Here is an 18363-nt window from a genome sequence, read left to right as displayed (position 1 = left end):
CAGGGGTTTTTAATGGGGAAGAATAAAAATCTTTAATATTTTCAATTCCTAAAATGTTCAGTCATATGATAGAATGGCGAAAGTTCGAGGAAAAGAGGGGATGGCATGGAAGAATGGTGGAAAAAAGCTACGGTGTACCAGATCTACCCACGCAGTTTCATGGATTCAAATGGCGATGGAATTGGGGATTTGAGAGGAATTATCCAAAAGCTGGATTACTTGAAGGAACTCGGCGTTGACATTTTGTGGCTGTCGCCAGTCTACGATTCGCCCAATGACGATAATGGCTACGACATCCGCAATTACCATGAAATCATGGCTGAATTCGGGACAATGGAAGATTTTGACGAGATGCTCGAAGAAATCCATAATCGGGGGATGAAACTGTTGATGGACCTCGTCGTCAACCATACATCGGATGAGCACGAGTGGTTCCAGACCAAACCGGACTTTTATATTTGGCGGGATGAACCGAATAATTGGCGGTCGATCTTCAGCGGCTCGGCTTGGCAATACGACGAGAAGCGGGCCCGTTACTATCTGCATTTGTTCACTAAAAAGCAGCCTGATTTGAACTGGGAAAACCCCGAAGTCCGGGAAGCGGTCTATGGCATGATGCGCTGGTGGCTCGATAAAGGAATCGATGGTTTCCGTATGGACGTCATCAACTTGATATCGAAAGATCCCCTGTTCCCGGATGCCGATGAAGGCAACGGCAGCATGCATTACATGAACGGCCCGAAAGTGCATGAGCACCTGAAGGAAATGAACGAAAAGGTGCTGTCGCACTATGACATCGTCACGGTCGGCGAAACGCCGGGGGCATCGGTGGAAGATGCGAGGATCTATACGGACCCGGCAAACAAAGAGCTCAATATGATTTTCACGTTTGAACATATGGAGCTGGACCAGGAAGGCGAAAAATGGGACTTGAAGCCGCTGCGCCTCATCGATTTGAAAGAGAACAAGGAAAAATGGCAGCACGCCCTTCACACGGTGGGCTGGAATAGCTTGTACTGGAACAACCACGATCAGCCGCGCATCGTTTCGCGCTTTGGCAACGACAAAGAATACCGCGTGGAGTCAGCGAAGATGCTGGCGACGTGCCTGCATTTCATGCAAGGAACACCGTACATTTACCAAGGCGAAGAACTTGGCATGACCAATGTCCGGTTTGATTCGATTGAAGAATACCAGGATGTTGAAACGCATAATATGTACAAGGAACGGACCGAACTGGGCTTTTCGCATGAAGATATCATGGAGTCGATCTACGCCAAAGGACGCGACAATGCACGGACGCCGATGCAATGGTCGGCGGAACCGAATGGCGGGTTTACGACAGGCACACCGTGGCTGGGCGTCAATCCGAATTATCCGGAGATCAACGCGGAGCAGCGGCATGACGTGAATTCGATTTACACGTATTACCGGGCTTTGATTGCGTTCCGCAAAACCTTGGACATTGTGACGACTGGCGACTTTACACTCCTGCACAGGGAAGATGAGGAGATTTTCGCTTATGAGAGAAAGAGCGGAGATGACAAGCTGACCGTCTACTGCAACTTCTCCACCAACTACAGATCCATGCCGCGGCCGCCCGGTGATCTTTTGATCGGCAATTACGAACAGGAAGTTGGCGAAGGTGAACTGGAACTGCGGCCTTATGAAGCAGTAGCTTTTTATGATAAAGTGAAATAATTTGAAAAAATGAAATTGATTTTTGCATACAGCTTCGGCGCTTTGGTCCTGGCTTTCGCAAGACCGCCTGTCTTCTTGCTGCGCCTAGCCCTTGGACGCGCCGAAGCTGAGGAATATCTTAATTTCACAGTAATCTATTTTGTTTTGAATTTTTTATTGCAAATTCACTAGAAGTTATAGAGTAAAACAGCGGAGAAAACAAAGTGCTCCTGTCTCTGCATCACTTGGCTAGCTTTGAAATATGAAAAACCGTTGCAGTGCTGCGCACTTCGTCGCAAAGATATGGCCCAATATCCTTTGGTCCATATCTTTGCAGCTGTTTTGCGCAATAGCAGTGAATTCCGTAAAAGAAATAAAAATTACATATTGTGCAAACGTTTACACTGTGATACGATTTATCTAATCTTAAGTTGGAAACGTTTTCTTTTATAGTTTCCGATTTTTTATTTGCCACATTGTGCAATCGTTTGCACAAACACTCAAAGGGGGATTTCGAGATGAAAGAGTTCAAGGTTCGCAAAGGTCTTTTGGCGTCATTGTTTGTAACGGCGGGGATATTAGCCGGCTGCGGCGGCGGGGGAGAAGAAGCTTCACAGGCAGAAGGCGATAAAGTTACCGTCGACATTTTCCAATTTAAAGTGGAGTTCAAAGACCAGTTTGAAGATGTGGTCGAGCTATACGAAAAAGAGAATCCGGATGTCAACATCGACATAACGACTGTCGGCGGCGGCGAAGATTACGGCGCAGCGCTCCGTTCACGCTTTGCATCCGGCAACGAACCGGCAATCTTCAATATCGGCGGACCGCAGGACGTGGAAGACTGGAAAGACAAATTGGCGGACTTGAGCGATACGACAGCTGCAGGCGCGGCATTAGACGGCACGCTTGAAGGCGTAACGGTGGAAGAACAGGTGCTTGGATTGCCGTACAACCAAGAAGGCTATGGCTTTGTCTATAACACACGCTTGTTTGAAGAAGCTGGAATCGATCCAGCGTCCATCACCGATTTTGCCAGCTTGGAACAAGCTGTAAAAACCCTGGATTCGAAAAAAGACGAACTTGGCTTGGATGCGGTCTTCGCGCTTCCAGGGAAAGAAGCTTGGGTAACGGGGCTTCACTTGTCAAACACGTTTTTAGCGCCTGAATTCAACCACAATGTCTTGGACGCATTCGCGGCTGATAAAGTGGAATTCAAATACGGCGACGCATTCAAGAAAATCCTTGATCTTCAAAACGACTATTCCGTCCAGCCGACAGTTTCATTGGACTACTCGCAGCAAGTGGAAGAATTGTTCTCGCTTGAGCGCGTGGCAATTATCCAGCAAGGGAACTGGGTGTACGGTTCAATCGCAGGAATCGATCCTGAACTTGCGGACAACGGCGTGGGCATGATGCCGATTCCGGTTGAAGGCTATGAAGAAGGCGGCCTGCCAGTCGGCGTCCCAATGTACTGGGGTGTGAACTCGACAAAAGACGAAGCAGTGGTTCAAGCTTCTAAAGAATTCTTGGACTGGCTGTACACTTCTGATGCCGGGAAAAAAGCGGTTGTCGAAGACTTTAAATTCATCCCTGCATACGAAGGGTATGACACATCGAAAATCACAGATCCAATGTCGAAAGCGATCTATGATGCATCTGAAGCCGGCAATACAATCGGCTGGGTCTTCATGGGCTATCCGACTGGCTGGGGCGAAAGCGAAGTCGGCGCTTCAATCCAAAAATACTTGAGCGATGAAGCGAGCTGGGAAGAAGTCATCGACTCGGCTAAAAAAGCTTGGGAAACGAACCGGAGTAAATAAACCGGGCCACTCGACAAAGCAGCCTGCGGGCTGCTTTGTTTTAAATTTATCCCGCTTTACCGGTTGTCTTCTATTAGAAAGGAAGGGCTGCACATGCGTACAAAAAGTTATTCTTACTGGTTGTTTCTGGCCCCGGTCTTAATCGCGTTAGCCTTAGTGGTTGTCGTCCCGATGCTGCTAGGCGTCTATTATTCATTCACCTCATGGAACGGCATTGTCACGGGTGACTTTGTCGGGTTTGAAAATTACATAAACGTCTTCAAAGACGAACGCTTCATGGATGCATTATGGTTCACCGTCAAGTTCTCAGTTGTCTCGGTCATAATGATCAATGTGATCGGCTTGTCTTTAGCGCTGCTCGTCACCTCTCACGTGAAATCCAGCAAATTGCTGCGCACAGTCTTTTTCATGCCGAACTTGATCGGCGGTTTGATACTCGGCTTTATCTGGCAGTTCATCTTCATCAAAGTGTTTGCGGCGATTGGTGAAATCATCGGCATGGAAAGCCTGCAAGGCTGGCTGTCGACGACAAACACGGGTTTCTGGGGCTTGACGATTTTGATGAGCTGGCAGATGGCGGGCTATATCATGGTCATCTACATTGCTTATTTGGAAGGCATGCCGAAAGAATTGCTGGAAGCATCGGCGATTGACGGCGCGACTTCCGTCCAGCGCTTCCGCTTTGTCGTGTTCCCGCTGGTGGCGCCAGCATTCACTGTCAGTATGTTCCTGACATTGTCGAACACCTTCAAACTGTACGACCAGAACTTGTCGCTGACAGGCGGCGGTCCGTACAATTCGACCGAAATGGTGGCGATGGAAATTTTCCAGACGGCGTTCACCCAGAACGTCTTTGCCTACGCACAGGCAAAAGCGGTCATTTTCTTTGTCATTGTTGCGCTCGTGGCTCTCATCCAAGTGTATATCAACAAACGCCGGGAGGTTGAGATGTAATGAAGAGAAAATGGAATGTTAAAATGGAGATTATCGGCCTGGTTTTAGCGGTTCTCTGGCTTGTCCCTTTTTATCTCATGTTCGTCAACTCATTCAAGACAAAACGTGAAATTTTCACCAGCACCATCGCTTTGCCCGGTTTATGGAATTTGGAGAATTACATCGAAGCATATGAAGAATTGGACTTTTTGCGGACGTTGTTCAACTCGCTGTTTATCACAATTACAAGCGTCCTCTTGATTGTCTTGTTCTCGGCAATGGGCGCGTACGCGCTGTCCCGCGCGAAAAGCAAGTTCAGTTCCGTGTTTTTCTACTTGTTTGTAGCGGCAATGCTGATTCCGTTCCAATCGGTGATGATTCCGCTCGTTACGGTATTCGGCCGCTTTGAAATGCTTAACCAAGCCGGGCTGATTTTCATGTACATCGGCTTTGGAGCAAGCCTATCGATCTTTTTATACCACGGCGCCTTGAACAATATTTCGCGGTCGCTCGATGAAGCGGCGACCATCGACGGCGCCAACCGCTGGCAAGTGTTCTGGCATATCATTTTCCCGATGCTGAAGCCGATCACCGTCACGGTGGCGATCTTGAATATCATCTGGATTTGGAATGATTACCTGTTGCCATCGCTCGTCATCAACCAGCCGGGCAAGGAAACGATTCCGCTGAAAATGTTCTTTTTCTTCGGGGAATACACGAAGCAATGGCATTTGGCGATGGCAGGTTTGACTTTGGCGATCGTGCCGGTCATCATCTTTTACTTTTTCGCGCAACGTGCCATTATTAAAGGAGTATCAGACGGGGCGATTAAATAACTGGGAGGAGAAAATATGGCAATTACGATTAAAGATGTTGCAAAACAGGCGGAAGTTTCGCCTGCAACTGTATCGAGGGTGATTGCCGACAATCCACGGATCAGCGAGAAAACAAAACAAAAAGTCCGGGAGACGATGGAAAGGTTAGGTTATTACCCGAACTTCCAGGCGCGCAACTTAGTGGCACAGAAAACGCGGACAATCGGCATCATCATGGCGAACTCCACGACCTTGGCGTTCCAGAATCCCTTTTTCCCGGAAGTGCTGCGCGGCATTTCCGTCAGCGCCCATCACAGCCAGTATGGCCTTTACTTGTCGACTGGGGCTACAGAAGAAGAAATCTACGACGAAGTGGTGGCAATGCATCAGGGAAAACAAGTCGACGGCATTATCCTCTTGTACTCGCGGGTAGGCGACCGGATTATGGATTACTTGATGGAAAGCGGCTTGCCGTTCTCGGTTGTCGGCCGTCCGCATACGAACGCGGATGCTGTATCTTATGTCGATAACGACAATGTCGGCATTACGAAGCACGTCATGTCGTATTTGGTTGGCCTGGGCCATAAGCGCATTGCGTTCATCGCCGGGGGCATGGACTTTGTGGTATCACTGGACCGTTTGAAAGGCTATGAGGAATCGCTCGACGAAAGCGGGATTACATTCGATGCGCAATACATTGTCAATCAGGACGATATGCAAAAAGACGGAAAACAGGCAATCGGCCGCTTGTTCGAACTTGCAGAGCCGCCGACCGCCATCGTCACACATGACGATTTGGTGGCCTATGAAGTGATCGGCTATTTGGAGGACCTGCAGATCCGCGTGCCGGAAGATGTCTCGATCATCGGCTTCAACAACCACGCTTTATCGAAACACTTGAAACCGCCGCTTTGTTCGGTGGACATCTGCATCTACGAACTGGGTTTCGAAGCGGCAAACTTATTACTGGAAAAAATAACAGACGAAAAGGCAGCTCCAAGGCAAATCACGGTTTCTTCCCGCTTGATTGAACGGGGTTCTTGCCAAGGTCGTTGAGGGGAATCTGGCTATGAAGAAATTATGGTGGAAAGAAGCAGTCGCCTACCAAGTCTACCCGAGAAGTTTCAAAGATTCGAACGGGGACGGCATCGGCGACATCAACGGTGTTACCAGCAAACTGGACTATTTAAAAGATCTTGGCATCGACGTTATTTGGCTGAGCCCGGTGTACGAGTCGCCAAATGATGACAACGGCTACGATATCAGCGATTACCAAGGAATTCTGGCGGAGTTTGGAACGATGGAAGATTTCGACCGGCTGCTTTCGGAAGTGCATGCACGCGGGATGAAGCTCATCATCGATCTGGTCATCAACCACACGAGCGACGAGCACCCATGGTTCATCGAATCACGCTCCTCACGCGACAATCCGAAACGGGACTGGTACATTTGGTGCGATGAGCCGACAAACTGGGAAAGCATTTTCGGCGGGCCGGCATGGGAGTGGGACGAAAAAACGGAGCAATACTACTTGCACTTGTTTTCGAAAAAGCAGCCGGATTTGAACTGGGAGAATCCCGAAGTCCGCGCCGCACTTTACGATATGGTCAATTGGTGGCTCGATAAGGGCATCGACGGGTTCCGCGTCGATGCCATCAGCCACATCAAGAAAGACTTGACCGATATGGAAAATCCGGAAGGCAAACCTTACGTGGAAGCATGGGACAAAATGATGAACGTCGACGGCATCCAGCCGCTGCTCGCGGAACTGCGCGATGCGACATATGGAAAACGCGACGTCATGACGGTGGGGGAAGCGAATGGTGTATTTGTCGAACACATCGAAGACTGGGTCAGCGAGGAAACCGGCAAATTCAATATGGTCTTCCAGTTCGAAGATTTGGGCTTATGGGACCTCGACGCAACAACAGGCGTCAATGTGCCTGAGCTGAAAGACGTTTTGTCGCGCTGGCAAAAAGGCGTGGATGGCCTTGGGTGGAACGCGCTCTTCATTGAGAATCACGACAAGCCGCGCGTTGTCTCGACATGGGGGAACGACAAGGCATACTGGCGCGAGAGCGCGACCGCGCTTGCTTGCATGTACTTTTTCATGCAAGGGACACCGTTCATCTACCAAGGCCAGGAAATCGGCATGACGAATGCGCCATTTGAAGAACTGGACCATTACAACGATGTCCACGCACACAACCTGTATTATTACAATCTGTCGGAAGGCATGGAGCATGACGCCATCATGACGATGCTCCGCGCGACGAGCCGCGACCATTCGCGGACGCCGATGCAATGGGACGCTTCCGCGCGCGCCGGCTTTTCAACCGGTGAGCCATGGCTAAGAGTCAACCCGAACTATGAAACGATCAATGTCGAAGCCCAGCAAAGGGATCCGCATTCGATCTTGTCGTTCTACAAACAGATGATTTGGCTCCGCAAGCAACTGGACGTGCTCGTCTACGGCACATATGAGCTGCAGGAGGTTGGCCATGAATCGGTCTACGCTTATACGCGGCAAGATGAAAACGATAAGATTTTAGTCATCGCCAATCTTGGACAGCATGCCTGCCTCTGGGATGCGCCGGAAGACGGGGAACTGTTGCTTGCCAACTATCAGTCTATTGACCCGAATCAATTATTGCCATACGAGGCACGCGTTTATAAATTGGCTTTGTAAAACAGGGGCAATATCTTGGAAACAGGCGTTCAAGCCTTTGCCACAAATGGCTTTGCATAGTGAAGATAAAAGAGATTATTTGAGATCAAATGAGAACGTACGATCGCTTTTAGGTGTATAATGAAGATAAGCAAGACGCAGCCGCTGGTGGAAATTGAAGCTAGTGAAAAAGCAGAATTTAATGCCTTCAAAAACTGGAAAAGAATACACTTTTTTCAATGGAAAAACCCGAAATATCCTAAAATAAAACCCAGAAATACCGAAAACCCCGAGCCATGGAAACTTTTTTGAAAAAGTGTCCGTTTCGGGGTTTTCATGTACCCAACATCGGTTATACAAAAGGAAACCTTTTTAGGAAAAAGGGGGGACACGGGAGAGAAACTTACGATTTGACTCAGAAATATAATAAAATCTGTAGGCTATTCCGGCGTATTCTGCTACACTAACATCTTGCAAATTGTTTTTCCGAAACTATGGGGCAGCGTTGAAGCCGGCGCCCATAGCAGGAACAAACCTTTTCGTACTATAGAAAATAACAGACGTCTTGGCTTCTCTGGCACAATTTACGGTTTTCGGCCGCTTGATTGAAGGGGAAATGCGCCACGGGTCTTTGAGAGGGATCAGTATGAAGAAAATATGGTGGAAAGAAGCAGTCGCCTATCAGGTATATCCGCGCAGTTTTAAAGACTCCAATGGGGATGGCATCGGGGATATCAACGGTGTGACAAGCAAATTGGATTATATAAAGGATTTAGGAATCGACGTTATCTGGCTAAGCCCGGTATTCAAGTCGCCGAACGACGACAACGGCTATGATATCAGCGATTACCAGGACATCATGGCGGAATTTGGAACGATGGAAGATTTTGACCGCTTGCTTGCGGAAGTGCATGCACGTGACATGAAGCTGATCATCGATTTGGTCATCAACCACACGAGTGATGAGCATCCATGGTTTATCGAATCGAAATCGTCGAAAGACAACCCGAAACGGGACTGGTACATCTGGAGCGACGACCCGACCAACTGGGAAAGCATTTTCGGCGGTTCCGCTTGGGAATACGATAAAGAAACAAAGCAGTACTACTTGCATTTGTTTTCGAAAAAACAGCCGGACTTGAACTGGGAAAACCCGGAAGTGCGGGAAGCGCTATTCGATATGGTCAATTGGTGGCTGGATAAAGGAATCGATGGATTCCGCGTCGATGCCATCAGCCACATCAAAAAAGATTTGACCGACATCTTTGATCCGGAGCAAAGGCTGTATGTTCCGGCATGGGACAAAATGATGAATGTCGACGGCATCCAGCCGCTGCTTGCGGAACTGCGCGACAAAACGCTCGCGAAGCGCGACATCATGACTGTCGGCGAAGCGAACGGGGTCCACGTGGAGGATATCGAAGATTGGATCGGAGAAGACCATGGCAAATTCAATATGGTGTTCCAGTTTGAAAGCTTGGGCTTATGGGATACCGACGAAAAGACAGGCATCAATGTGCCGAAACTGAAAGAAGTGCTGACGCGCTGGCAAAAAGGCGTCGAAGGCAAAGGATGGAACGCTTTGTTTGTCGAAAACCACGACAAACCGCGTGTCGTGTCAACATGGGGAAATGATAAGGAATACTGGCGGGAAAGCGCCACGGCAATCGCCTGCATGTACTTTTTCATGCAAGGGACGCCGTTCATTTACCAAGGCCAGGAAATCGGCATGACAAACGCGCCGTTTGCAGAGCTCGACCATTACAATGACATCCAGACGCATAATTTGTATCATAACAACCGGGCTGACGGCATGGAGCATGAAGCCATCATGACGCTACTAGGGGCGAAAAGCCGCGATCACTCACGGACGCCGATGCAGTGGGACGCAAGCTTTAACGCCGGCTTTTCGGAAGCATGGCCATGGCTGATGATTAACCCGAACCACGACAAGATCAACGTTGCCGCCCAGCAGCAAGATCCACGATCAGTGCTCTCATTCTATAAGCAAATGATTTGGCTGCGCAAACAAATGGACGTCCTTGTTTACGGCAGCTATGAACTTCATGACATTGGCCATGAGGCTGTCTACGCCTATACGCGTGAAGATGAAAATGAGAAAGTGCTCGTCGTCTCCAACCTGGCGCAATTCGCCTGCGAATGGGACGCACCGGAAGACGCCACTTTACTGTTGGCCAATTACGAATACGTGAACCCGACACAACTATTCCCGTACGAAGCACGGGTTTATAAAATAGCTAAATGAATGGAAGATAGATGAACCAGCGCCGCCCTTTGGGCGGCGCTGGTTTTTTGTTTAAGATTTAAATTGAGGAACGAAACCGCAGGAAAAGGCAATACGTCCTTGCCTCGCTCATTTCTGGCAGGAGACTAGGAAGTGATTTGATAGAATCTGGCTGCAAGCGGATTGCAAATTGAAGTGATTGAATGTTTTCCTGAAACGATAAAGAAGGACATTATGTAGACGGAGGAGCAGAGAAGATAAGCGTTCATGAGGAGCGAGAACTCCTGGTTAAAAACGTTCATCTTTTTCCGCTTTGCCGGAAATGGGAATTGATCTGGCCTTGAATCAGTTCTTTGTTTGAAATGGAGCTCTTTTCCGTTCTATTGAGGTCTTCCAGTATCTCGCTTGTGCGGACGCCTTCTTCAACCTTTTCTGCAATCTCGATAAGCTTTTCGATATCGGAAAACGAGTATTTCCGATTGCCGGTTGCTGTCCTGAAAGGGGAAATCAGTTTTTTCTGTTCATAATAACGGATCTGCCTTTCTGATAATCCAGTTATCTCAGCCACAGTGCCAATCATCATAACTTTTTTCTCTCTTAATGATTCAATCAAATGACTCACCTGCCTCTTCTTATTTTTCTTATGTCATGTATTCTAACATCTATAGTTCAAAAATTCGATATTTGTTTTACTTTTTATTAATTATGTCATTTTTTCTTCCATCCAATTATTAATTCTACTTTTCAAACGGTTAACTAATTTATCAAACCATAAATAAAATAATTTTAATAGAACAGATAAAAAAGGATTTAATATGCCTGAAAGCTGCTATAAAGCTGTTATTTACATATTTTTGTTATCGCTTTCATTGTTGATAAACTCAAATTCTATTTTACTATAATTCAAATATAAAAAATATGTATGTTAGATTATCTTACGCAACGGTTGATTTCTATTGAACAAGTCATCATAGTTAAAAATAGTTTTGAAGTTGTCTTAATATTTTGAATAAAAAGGGGTTTGATTATAAAAGCAATTTCAAATCTAATACACAATCAGGAGGAGTTCATTATGAAAACAAGCACACTGTTTACTATCAAGGTGGAAGATGCTTATCGGAAAATTTCATATGATCCATTAACAAAAGAAGGCATGGTTTTTCTCGAAAAAGATCACCAACAAACAATCAGCGAGCAGATTGTCATAACTGAAATACCGGCTCCTCCTTTCAAAGAACAAAAAAGAGCGGAGTATGTGCTAGGCCGTTTAAAAGAACTTGGTTTAGAGGATTGCCGAATGGACAGTGAAGGAAACGTTTTTGGTATCCGGCGGGGAACTGGAAATGGCCCGAAAATTTTTGTGACGGCCCACTTGGACACTGTATTTCCAGAAGGGACGGATACGACCGTAAAAGAAAAAGATGGGATTCTTTATGCCCCGGGAATTGTTGATGACACAAGCGGGCTGGCAGAGTTGCTTTCTGTGATCCGCGCTTTTAAAGAAACCGGTATTAAAACGGTTGGAGATATTATTTTTGGCGGAACGGTGGGTGAAGAAGGGTTAGGCGATTTGCGCGGGGTCCGAGCCTTCTTCAATGCTCATGATGATATTGACGGATTCATTTCTCTTGATGGGCCGGAAATTTCTCAGATCTGTTATAAGGGGACGGGCAGTTTCCGATATAAAGTGGCTTATCAAGGGCCGGGCGGGCACAGTTTCGGAGCATTCGGGCAGCCTAGCGCCAACCATGCACTTTCAAGAGCAGCAGCAGGCATTGCGGATATTGAAACGCCTGACAATCCGAAGACCACTTTTACCGTTGGCGAAATCCATGGCGGCACTTCAGTAAATGCCATAGCTGAGGAAGCGTTTATGTATGTGGATTTGCGTTCGAATGAACCTGAGGAATTACTGAAGCTGGAAAAGCGTTTTTTGGAAATCGTGCAAAAATCCGTAGAAGATGAAAATGCCAGATGGAACAGCGATCAAATGACAGTAAAGCTTGAGAAGATAGGCGACCGGCCAGCGGGTTCACAGCCTGACGATGCAGTGATTGTCCAGGTTACATGTGCTGCTACTGAAGCGATGGGAATTACACCGAAATTATCGGGACCGGGAAGCACCGATTCAAATGTTCCGATAAGCCTGGGGATTCCGTCCATCACATTAGGCAAAGGAGGAAAAACCGGCGGCACTCATACATTAGGGGAATGGTTTGATCCGGCCGGTTCCTACGTGGGACCGCAAAGAGCCTTTTTGGTAATACTTGGCCTTGTTGGAGCTGAGGCTGTAAATGAACCCTTATTAGCAAAAAGAAGCCAATCTGTATAGGACATGCAATATAGGCTCATCGGCACCATTCAATTCGTAGTACAAAAATGAAAAGTGGATTTATAAAACTAGGGGGAAAACTATGAAGACGATAAAACTATCTTGGATTGCATTTATGTTAACACTGGCCTTGGCTCTTGCCGGCTGCAGTTCGGCAAGCGAAGGTGAACCGAAAGCAAGCGGTGAGGAACAAGCAGTTGCTGGCGGTGAACTTCATGTGGCCAGCGGGCAGCAGCCGGAAACGCTCGATCCGCAGATGAGTACGGGCTCCACGGTCAAAACAGTAGCGAGACATATGTATGAAGGATTGTTGGCATTGGATTCGGAATTTCAGCCTCAACCAATGTTAGCGGAGTCTTGGGAACTTAGTGAAGATAGGAAAACATATACGTTTCACTTGAGGCAAGGGGTCCAATTCCACAACGGCGAGGAAATGCTTGCAGAAGATGTAGTGGCTTCAATGAACAGTTGGCTGGAAAAGTCTTCGGTTGCCAGTCAAGTTGTAGGCGAAGAAGCATCTTTTGTGGAGAAAGATGAATACACAGTTTCGTTAACCTTAAAAGAACCGAAATTATCCACTTTGGATACGATTGCTTCACCGAAACAGTTTGCGGCCATCATGCCAAAAGAAGTGTTTGAGACAGCTGGTGCAAACGGAGTAACGGAATATATTGGAACAGGCCCGTTCAAATTTGTGGAATGGAAGCAAGATCAATATGTCCACTTTGAAAAATTTGAGGAGTATCAAGCTTTGGATACGCCAGCTGATGGGTTATCAGGGAAGAAAGAAGCGCTTGTGGACGACCTGTACTTCGATTATGTAGCGGATAACACAACCCAATTATCCGGAATACAAACAGGGGAATATGATTTCGCCGACTCGCTGCCTTATGACAATTATGAACAATTAACACAAGATCCGAATGTGACGACCTATACCGATTTATACGGAAACGCTTCGTTCCACTTTAACAAAAAACAAGGTTTGTTTACCGATTTGAAAATGAGACAAGCTGTTAATGCCGCTTTAAGCAGCGAAGAAATCATGCTTGCGGCGTGGCCGCATGAGGATTTGTATGAAGTGGATTCAAGCTATATGGCGGATAGCCAAGCCTGGTTCAGCGAAGCAGGAGCGGACGAGTTCAACAAAGCGGACCCTGCAAAAGTGAAACAATTATTAGATGAAGCCGGATACGCTGGAGAAGAAATTGTGCTTCTGGCAGGCAATGACAGCCAACTCTACTATGCGGCCATTGTTGCCCAGGAACAATTAAAACAAGCAGGAATGAATGTGAAATTGGATGTTGTTGACCGGGCGACATATTCGGAATTGCGCACCGATCCAGCAAACTGGGATCTGTTGTCAGTCGGATTATCTACAGTCACGACTCCTTCCCAGCATTTGTCTATAAGTGCTGATTGGTTTGGCTGGGCAGAAGACGAAAAACTCCATGAAATGCTGGCGGAAATTGATGCGAGCGAGACGGTAGAAGAAGGGACGGCAGTTTGGAACGACCTGCAAGATTACTTATGGACAGATTATCTGCCAGGAGTAAAAGTTGGGGATTACTTCAGCTATTACGCCTCAACAACTAAGGTGGATGGGATAACCATTTTTGAAGGGCCGATTTTCTGGAATACGACCGTAACTCAATAAATCAGGAATAAGGATTTGTTTCGTTGTATTAAGAAGGAAATTCAAAGCTGAAGCCGCATCAAGTAATTATAAGTGTTAAAACGGAATTCTATCGAAATATAGCTGTAGCTCAATGGAGGTTGCTCGTGCTGGATGAACTCTATTGAGCTGCTGTTTATATCGAAGGATCAGCTTATGAAATGCCTCTTTCGACCTTGCGATTTTCCGGTAGAGGTTGAAAGAACACTAGGGGTAAAGGAGTTGCTTTTATGAAGGATTACTTGATGTATCTTATAAAGCGGATTTTATCGTTGATACCTGTCTTGTTTGTTGTTTCTATTATTGTATTTTTAATCATTCATATAACGCCTGGGGACCCTGCTACCATCATGTTGGGCGAAGATGCAACAACCGAGCAAATCGAAGAATTGCGCGAGGACTTGGGATTGAATCTCCCTTTGCCCCAGCAATACTTGAATTGGGTGATCGGCGCGCTCCAAGTAGATTTGGGATCTTCATATTTTATGGATGAATCCGTTACATCTTCAATCATGGGGCATCTTAGCCCCACCATTTCACTTACCATCATTTCGCAGCTGGTTGCTTTAGTCATTGCCATTCCAGCCGGTATTTTTGCGGCGCGCCGCAGAGGGACGATTGCCGATCAATCAGTGATGGGTGTCTCCCTGCTCGGCATGTCTGTTCCCAATTTTATCTTGGGTTTATTGACCATGCTGGTGTTCGGAGTGATCCTGCGGTGGCTGCCGGTAGCGGGATATGCCCCTTTGAACACAGGATTGTGGAATCATTTGCAATACCTGATCTTGCCGGCGGTTTCACTGGGGACATTGCAGGCTGCCCTTATTACTCGGATTACGCGTTCTTCGATGCTGGAAGTGCTGAATAACAATTACATCAAAAGCGCCAGAGCCAAAGGGGTGAAAGAACGCCAAATCATTTATTTCCATGTATTCAGAAATGCGTTTCTCCCGATTTTAACGGTTATTGGCCAGACGTTCGGTGGGCTGATTGCCGGAGCTGTTATAACAGAAACCATTTTTAATATCCCGGGCATCGGCCAGCTGACGATCAATTCCATTGAGCGGCGCGACTATCCAATGATTCAAGGGATCATCTTCTTTGTGGCAATCGCTTATGTGTTGATCAATTTAATCGTGGATTTGTTATACGGCGTGGTCAATCCAAGAGTAAGATTGGACCGGAAATAGGAAGGGGGGAGATAGGTGTGGAGATGGAAGCTGCTCGCAGAAATATTGAACTTCTTAACGTCCAGCGGAGCTTGAAAAAAAATCAACGAAGCTTGTTCATCAAACGTTTTTTAGCGAACAAGCAAATTGTGTTCGGAAGCATCACGTTGTTTTTGCTTGTTTTGTTTGCTTTACTGGGTCCCATGCTCACCTCTTACGACCCTTATGCAATGGTGGTAACTGAAAGGCTGCAAGCACCCAGTTCAACCCATTGGTTTGGAACAGACAACTTTGGCCGGGACCTCTTTTCGCGCGTCGTGATCGGAGCACAAGTCTCACTTGGAGTAGGATTGACGGTTGCCGTCCTGTCTTCAGTCATCGGATTGGTCATCGGCTTGTATGCAAGTTATTACCGTGTTTTGGATCATGTTTTTATGCGCATATGCGATGGGCTCATGTCGATTCCCGCTATTTTGCTGGCAATAGCTTTTATGGCTGCACTTGGACCGAACACGACCAATATTATCGTAGCTTTGACTGTCGTATTCAGTCCTTATGTTGCACGCATTGTCCGGTCATCGGCTTTGGTGGTCCGTGAACAAACTTATATTGAAGCAATGAAAGCCCAAGGCGCCAAGTCATGGCGAATCATCTTCCGCCATATAGCGCCAAATACGATATCCCCGCTTTTTGTTCAAGCTTCCTTTATCTTTGCGGACGCCATCATCACCGAAGCGGGACTAAGCTTTTTAGGAGCCGGGATTCCAACGCCCGACCCAAGTTGGGGGAACATTTTGTCGGATGGCAAATCAGTCATCTATACCGCATGGTGGATGGTCGTATTCCCGGGAGCTGCACTGATTTTGGCGGTGCTGAGTACGAACCTGCTGGGCGATGGCTTAAGGGATTTGTTGGATCCCCACGTCACAAGCAATAAAAAAATCAAGTATAGAAAAAACAAGCTATTGAAAATGGGGAAAGCAAAAGTGTGAATTTGCTGGCATTCTAAATTGAGGGAGGGTTACTTATGGAGAAACAGCCGCTTTTAGAGGTAAAAGACCTCAAGACGAACTTCTACACCGAAAACGGAGTAGTAACTGCCGTAGACGGCATCTCCTTTACGGTTGAAGAAGGAGAGATAGTAGGAGTGGTCGGAGAATCCGGATGTGGAAAAAGCGTCACCTCCCAGTCGATTCTGCGTTTGTTCGATGAAGAGTATACGGCGCAATACGAAGGGGCCATTTCTTTCAAAGGGGAAAATCTGCTGAAAAAGCCGCTTTCCACCATGCACGATCTTCGCGGAAATGAAATTTCGATGATTTTTCAAGATCCATCAAGTGCCCTGAATCCCGTATACACCATCGGCAAGCAAGTGGCTGAATCGATGCGGCTCCACCGAAACGTCTCAAAAAAAGAAGCGCATGAAAAAGCGATAAAACTTCTGGAAATGATGGGCATTCCATCGCCGGAAAAACGGGCGAACGAATACCCGCACCAATTGTCCGGCGGAATGCTGCAGCGGGCAATGATCGCCATGGCCTTGGCCTGTGAACCGGACTTGCTGATCGCGGATGAACCGACAACGGCATTGGATGTTACAATCCAAGCCCAAATCTTAGATTTGATGGTCCGGTTGAACAAGGAAATGGGAATGGCGATGATGTTCATCACACATGATTTAGGGGTAGTCGCCCAAATTTGCGACCGGGTTGTTGTTATGTATCTTGGGCAGATTGTCGAAGAAGCGGACGTGAAGACGCTGTTTTCCAATCCGGTCCATCCGTATACAAAAGGGCTGATCCAGTCGATTCCGCAAGTAGACGGGCTGCGGCCTGAAAAACTTCATGTGATTAAAGGGACAGTGCCGACATTGAATAATGTGCCAACCGGATGCCGTTTCGCAGAGAGGTGCGCTTTTTCAGACAGCCGATGCTTCCAACAGGCGCCGGAACTGGAAGCCCATACAGAAGGCCATAAAGTGAGATGCTGGAATGCACACGAAATTGCAAAAAAAGAGGTGAATGCATATGAAGCAATCAACTTATGAGTCCGAAAGTATAGTGCTTGAAGTCCAGGGCTTGCAAAAACACTTTTTGGTGCCGGGTTCACTTGGACGGTTCGGAGGAGCAAAAGGTACGGTCAAAGCGGTAAACAATGTATCGCTGCAACTGAAAGAAAACGAGACTTACGGTTTGGTTGGTGAGTCCGGCTGCGGAAAAAGCACTTTAAGCCGTACGATATTAAAGCTCATCGATTCCACTGAAGGAAAGGTCATCTACGGTGACCGGGACATTCTGCAGTTATCGGGCAAAGATTTGCGCGAAGCGAGAAGAGACCTGCAAATGGTGTTTCAAGACCCTTATACTTCCTTGAATCCCCGCCAGCGCATTGGTGAAATCTTGGAAGAGCCATTGATCATCCACGGCCTTGGGGGCAAGAAGGAAAGAACAGAAAAAGTGATGGCCATACTGCAAAAAGTTGGCATGCAAGTTGATCATTACTACCGATTTCCTCATGAACTTTCCGGAGGGCAAAGACAGCGGATCGGCCTGGCGCGGGCACTGGTGGTCAACCCGAAAATCCTGATTTTGGATGAACCTGTTTCTGCGCTGGACGTATCCATCCAGTCGCAAATCATCAACCTCCTGGAGGAGCTGCAAGAAGAGTTCAACCTTTCATATCTTTTTATCGCCCATGATATGAGCGTAGTCCGCCATATTTCTGACCGCATCGGTGTGATGTATTTGGGCAATCTTGTAGAAGAAGGGCCGGCAGAAAGTTTGTTTGAAGAACCGCTTCATCCGTATACCCAAGCGCTGCTGTCAGCTGTCCCTTCTCCAAATCCAGGCCAGAAAAAAGAACGGATTATTTTGACAGGGGAAATTCCTTCGCCGTTCAATCCGCCTACGGGATGCGTCTTCCATACAAGATGCCCGTTTGCTACAGACATATGCAAGGAACAAATCCCTCAAAAAACAGAACATTCGTCGGGGCATTTTGTTGCTTGTCACTTATACCAATAAGGA

At 47.1% G+C, this 18363-nt stretch carries 14 protein-coding genes; 13 read left to right on the top strand and 1 reads right to left on the bottom strand.

The genetic code is table 11. The annotated features are described in order from the left end of the window. Nucleotides 1–105: 105 nt before the first annotated feature. The 7 genes from FQV28_RS16175 to FQV28_RS16145 all read left to right on the top strand — a co-directional run bounded on the left by FQV28_RS16175 (nt 106) and on the right by FQV28_RS16145 (nt 10182). Nucleotides 106–1701, top strand: a complete 1596-nt coding sequence (locus tag FQV28_RS16175; RefSeq protein ID WP_146497543.1) for a glycoside hydrolase family 13 protein — start codon at nt 106–108, stop codon at nt 1699–1701. A 497-nt stretch (nt 1702–2198) separates the two neighbouring features. Then, entirely contained in the window at nt 2199–3500 is a 1302-nt protein-coding gene (locus FQV28_RS16170; protein ID WP_146497542.1) for an ABC transporter substrate-binding protein, read from the top strand. Between the two features lie 93 nt (nt 3501–3593). Beyond that, nucleotides 3594–4454 (top strand): carbohydrate ABC transporter permease, encoded by an 861-nt coding sequence (locus FQV28_RS16165; RefSeq protein WP_146497541.1) that lies wholly within the window; start codon nt 3594–3596, stop codon nt 4452–4454. Next, nucleotides 4454–5269, top strand: a complete 816-nt coding sequence (locus FQV28_RS16160; protein ID WP_146497540.1) for a carbohydrate ABC transporter permease — start codon at nt 4454–4456, stop codon at nt 5267–5269. Before FQV28_RS16165 ends, FQV28_RS16160 begins: the two co-directional genes overlap by 1 nt. Nucleotides 5270–5284: 15 nt before the next feature. After that, nucleotides 5285–6304 carry a LacI family DNA-binding transcriptional regulator gene (locus FQV28_RS16155; protein WP_146497539.1) on the top strand — a complete coding sequence of 340 codons (1020 nt, stop codon included), beginning with the start codon at nt 5285–5287 and terminating at the stop codon, nt 6302–6304. Between the two features lie 13 nt (nt 6305–6317). Beyond that, the gene (locus tag FQV28_RS16150; protein ID WP_146497538.1) at nt 6318–7937 is read left to right on the top strand and encodes a glycoside hydrolase family 13 protein; all 1620 of its coding nucleotides are present in this window, start codon (nt 6318–6320) and stop codon (nt 7935–7937) included. A 625-nt stretch (nt 7938–8562) separates the two neighbouring features. Further along, entirely contained in the window at nt 8563–10182 is a 1620-nt protein-coding gene (locus FQV28_RS16145; protein ID WP_146497537.1) for a glycoside hydrolase family 13 protein, read from the top strand. 277 nt (nt 10183–10459) lie between these two features. Here FQV28_RS16145 and FQV28_RS16140 read toward each other — a convergent pair whose 3' ends face one another. Next, nucleotides 10460–10744 carry a MerR family transcriptional regulator gene (locus FQV28_RS16140; RefSeq protein ID WP_146497564.1) on the bottom strand — a complete coding sequence of 95 codons (285 nt, stop codon included), beginning with the start codon at nt 10742–10744 and terminating at the stop codon, nt 10460–10462. Between the two features lie 489 nt (nt 10745–11233). On the opposite strand from FQV28_RS16140, the gene FQV28_RS16135 reads away from it, so the two are divergent. The 6 genes from FQV28_RS16135 to FQV28_RS16110 all read left to right on the top strand — a co-directional run bounded on the left by FQV28_RS16135 (nt 11234) and on the right by FQV28_RS16110 (nt 18360). Further along, complete coding sequence (locus FQV28_RS16135; protein WP_146497536.1) at nt 11234–12493, top strand: M20/M25/M40 family metallo-hydrolase; 1260 nt, start codon at nt 11234–11236, stop codon at nt 12491–12493. Nucleotides 12494–12575: 82 nt separating this feature from the next. Beyond that, entirely contained in the window at nt 12576–14150 is a 1575-nt protein-coding gene (locus tag FQV28_RS16130) for an ABC transporter substrate-binding protein (RefSeq protein WP_146497535.1), read from the top strand. Between the two features lie 248 nt (nt 14151–14398). Then, a complete protein-coding gene (locus FQV28_RS16125) occupies nt 14399–15358 on the top strand; it encodes an ABC transporter permease (RefSeq protein WP_146497534.1) in 960 nt (319 codons plus the stop codon). 23 nt (nt 15359–15381) lie between these two features. Then, the gene (locus FQV28_RS16120; RefSeq protein WP_146497563.1) at nt 15382–16329 is read left to right on the top strand and encodes an ABC transporter permease; all 948 of its coding nucleotides are present in this window, start codon (nt 15382–15384) and stop codon (nt 16327–16329) included. A gap of 35 nt (nt 16330–16364) precedes the next feature. After that, nucleotides 16365–17384 carry an ABC transporter ATP-binding protein gene (locus FQV28_RS16115; protein WP_146497533.1) on the top strand — a complete coding sequence of 340 codons (1020 nt, stop codon included), beginning with the start codon at nt 16365–16367 and terminating at the stop codon, nt 17382–17384. Next, the gene (locus tag FQV28_RS16110) at nt 17365–18360 is read left to right on the top strand and encodes an ABC transporter ATP-binding protein (protein ID WP_146497532.1); all 996 of its coding nucleotides are present in this window, start codon (nt 17365–17367) and stop codon (nt 18358–18360) included. Before FQV28_RS16115 ends, FQV28_RS16110 begins: the two co-directional genes overlap by 20 nt. The last annotated feature ends 3 nt before the right edge of the window (nt 18361–18363 follow it).

Source organism: Planomicrobium sp. CPCC 101079 (assembly GCF_007859275.1).
Taxonomy (GTDB): Bacteria; Bacillota; Bacilli; order Bacillales_A; family Planococcaceae; genus Planococcus.
Note: the sequence above shows the minus strand (reverse complement) of the source record. Positions and strands in the feature narration are given on the sequence as shown.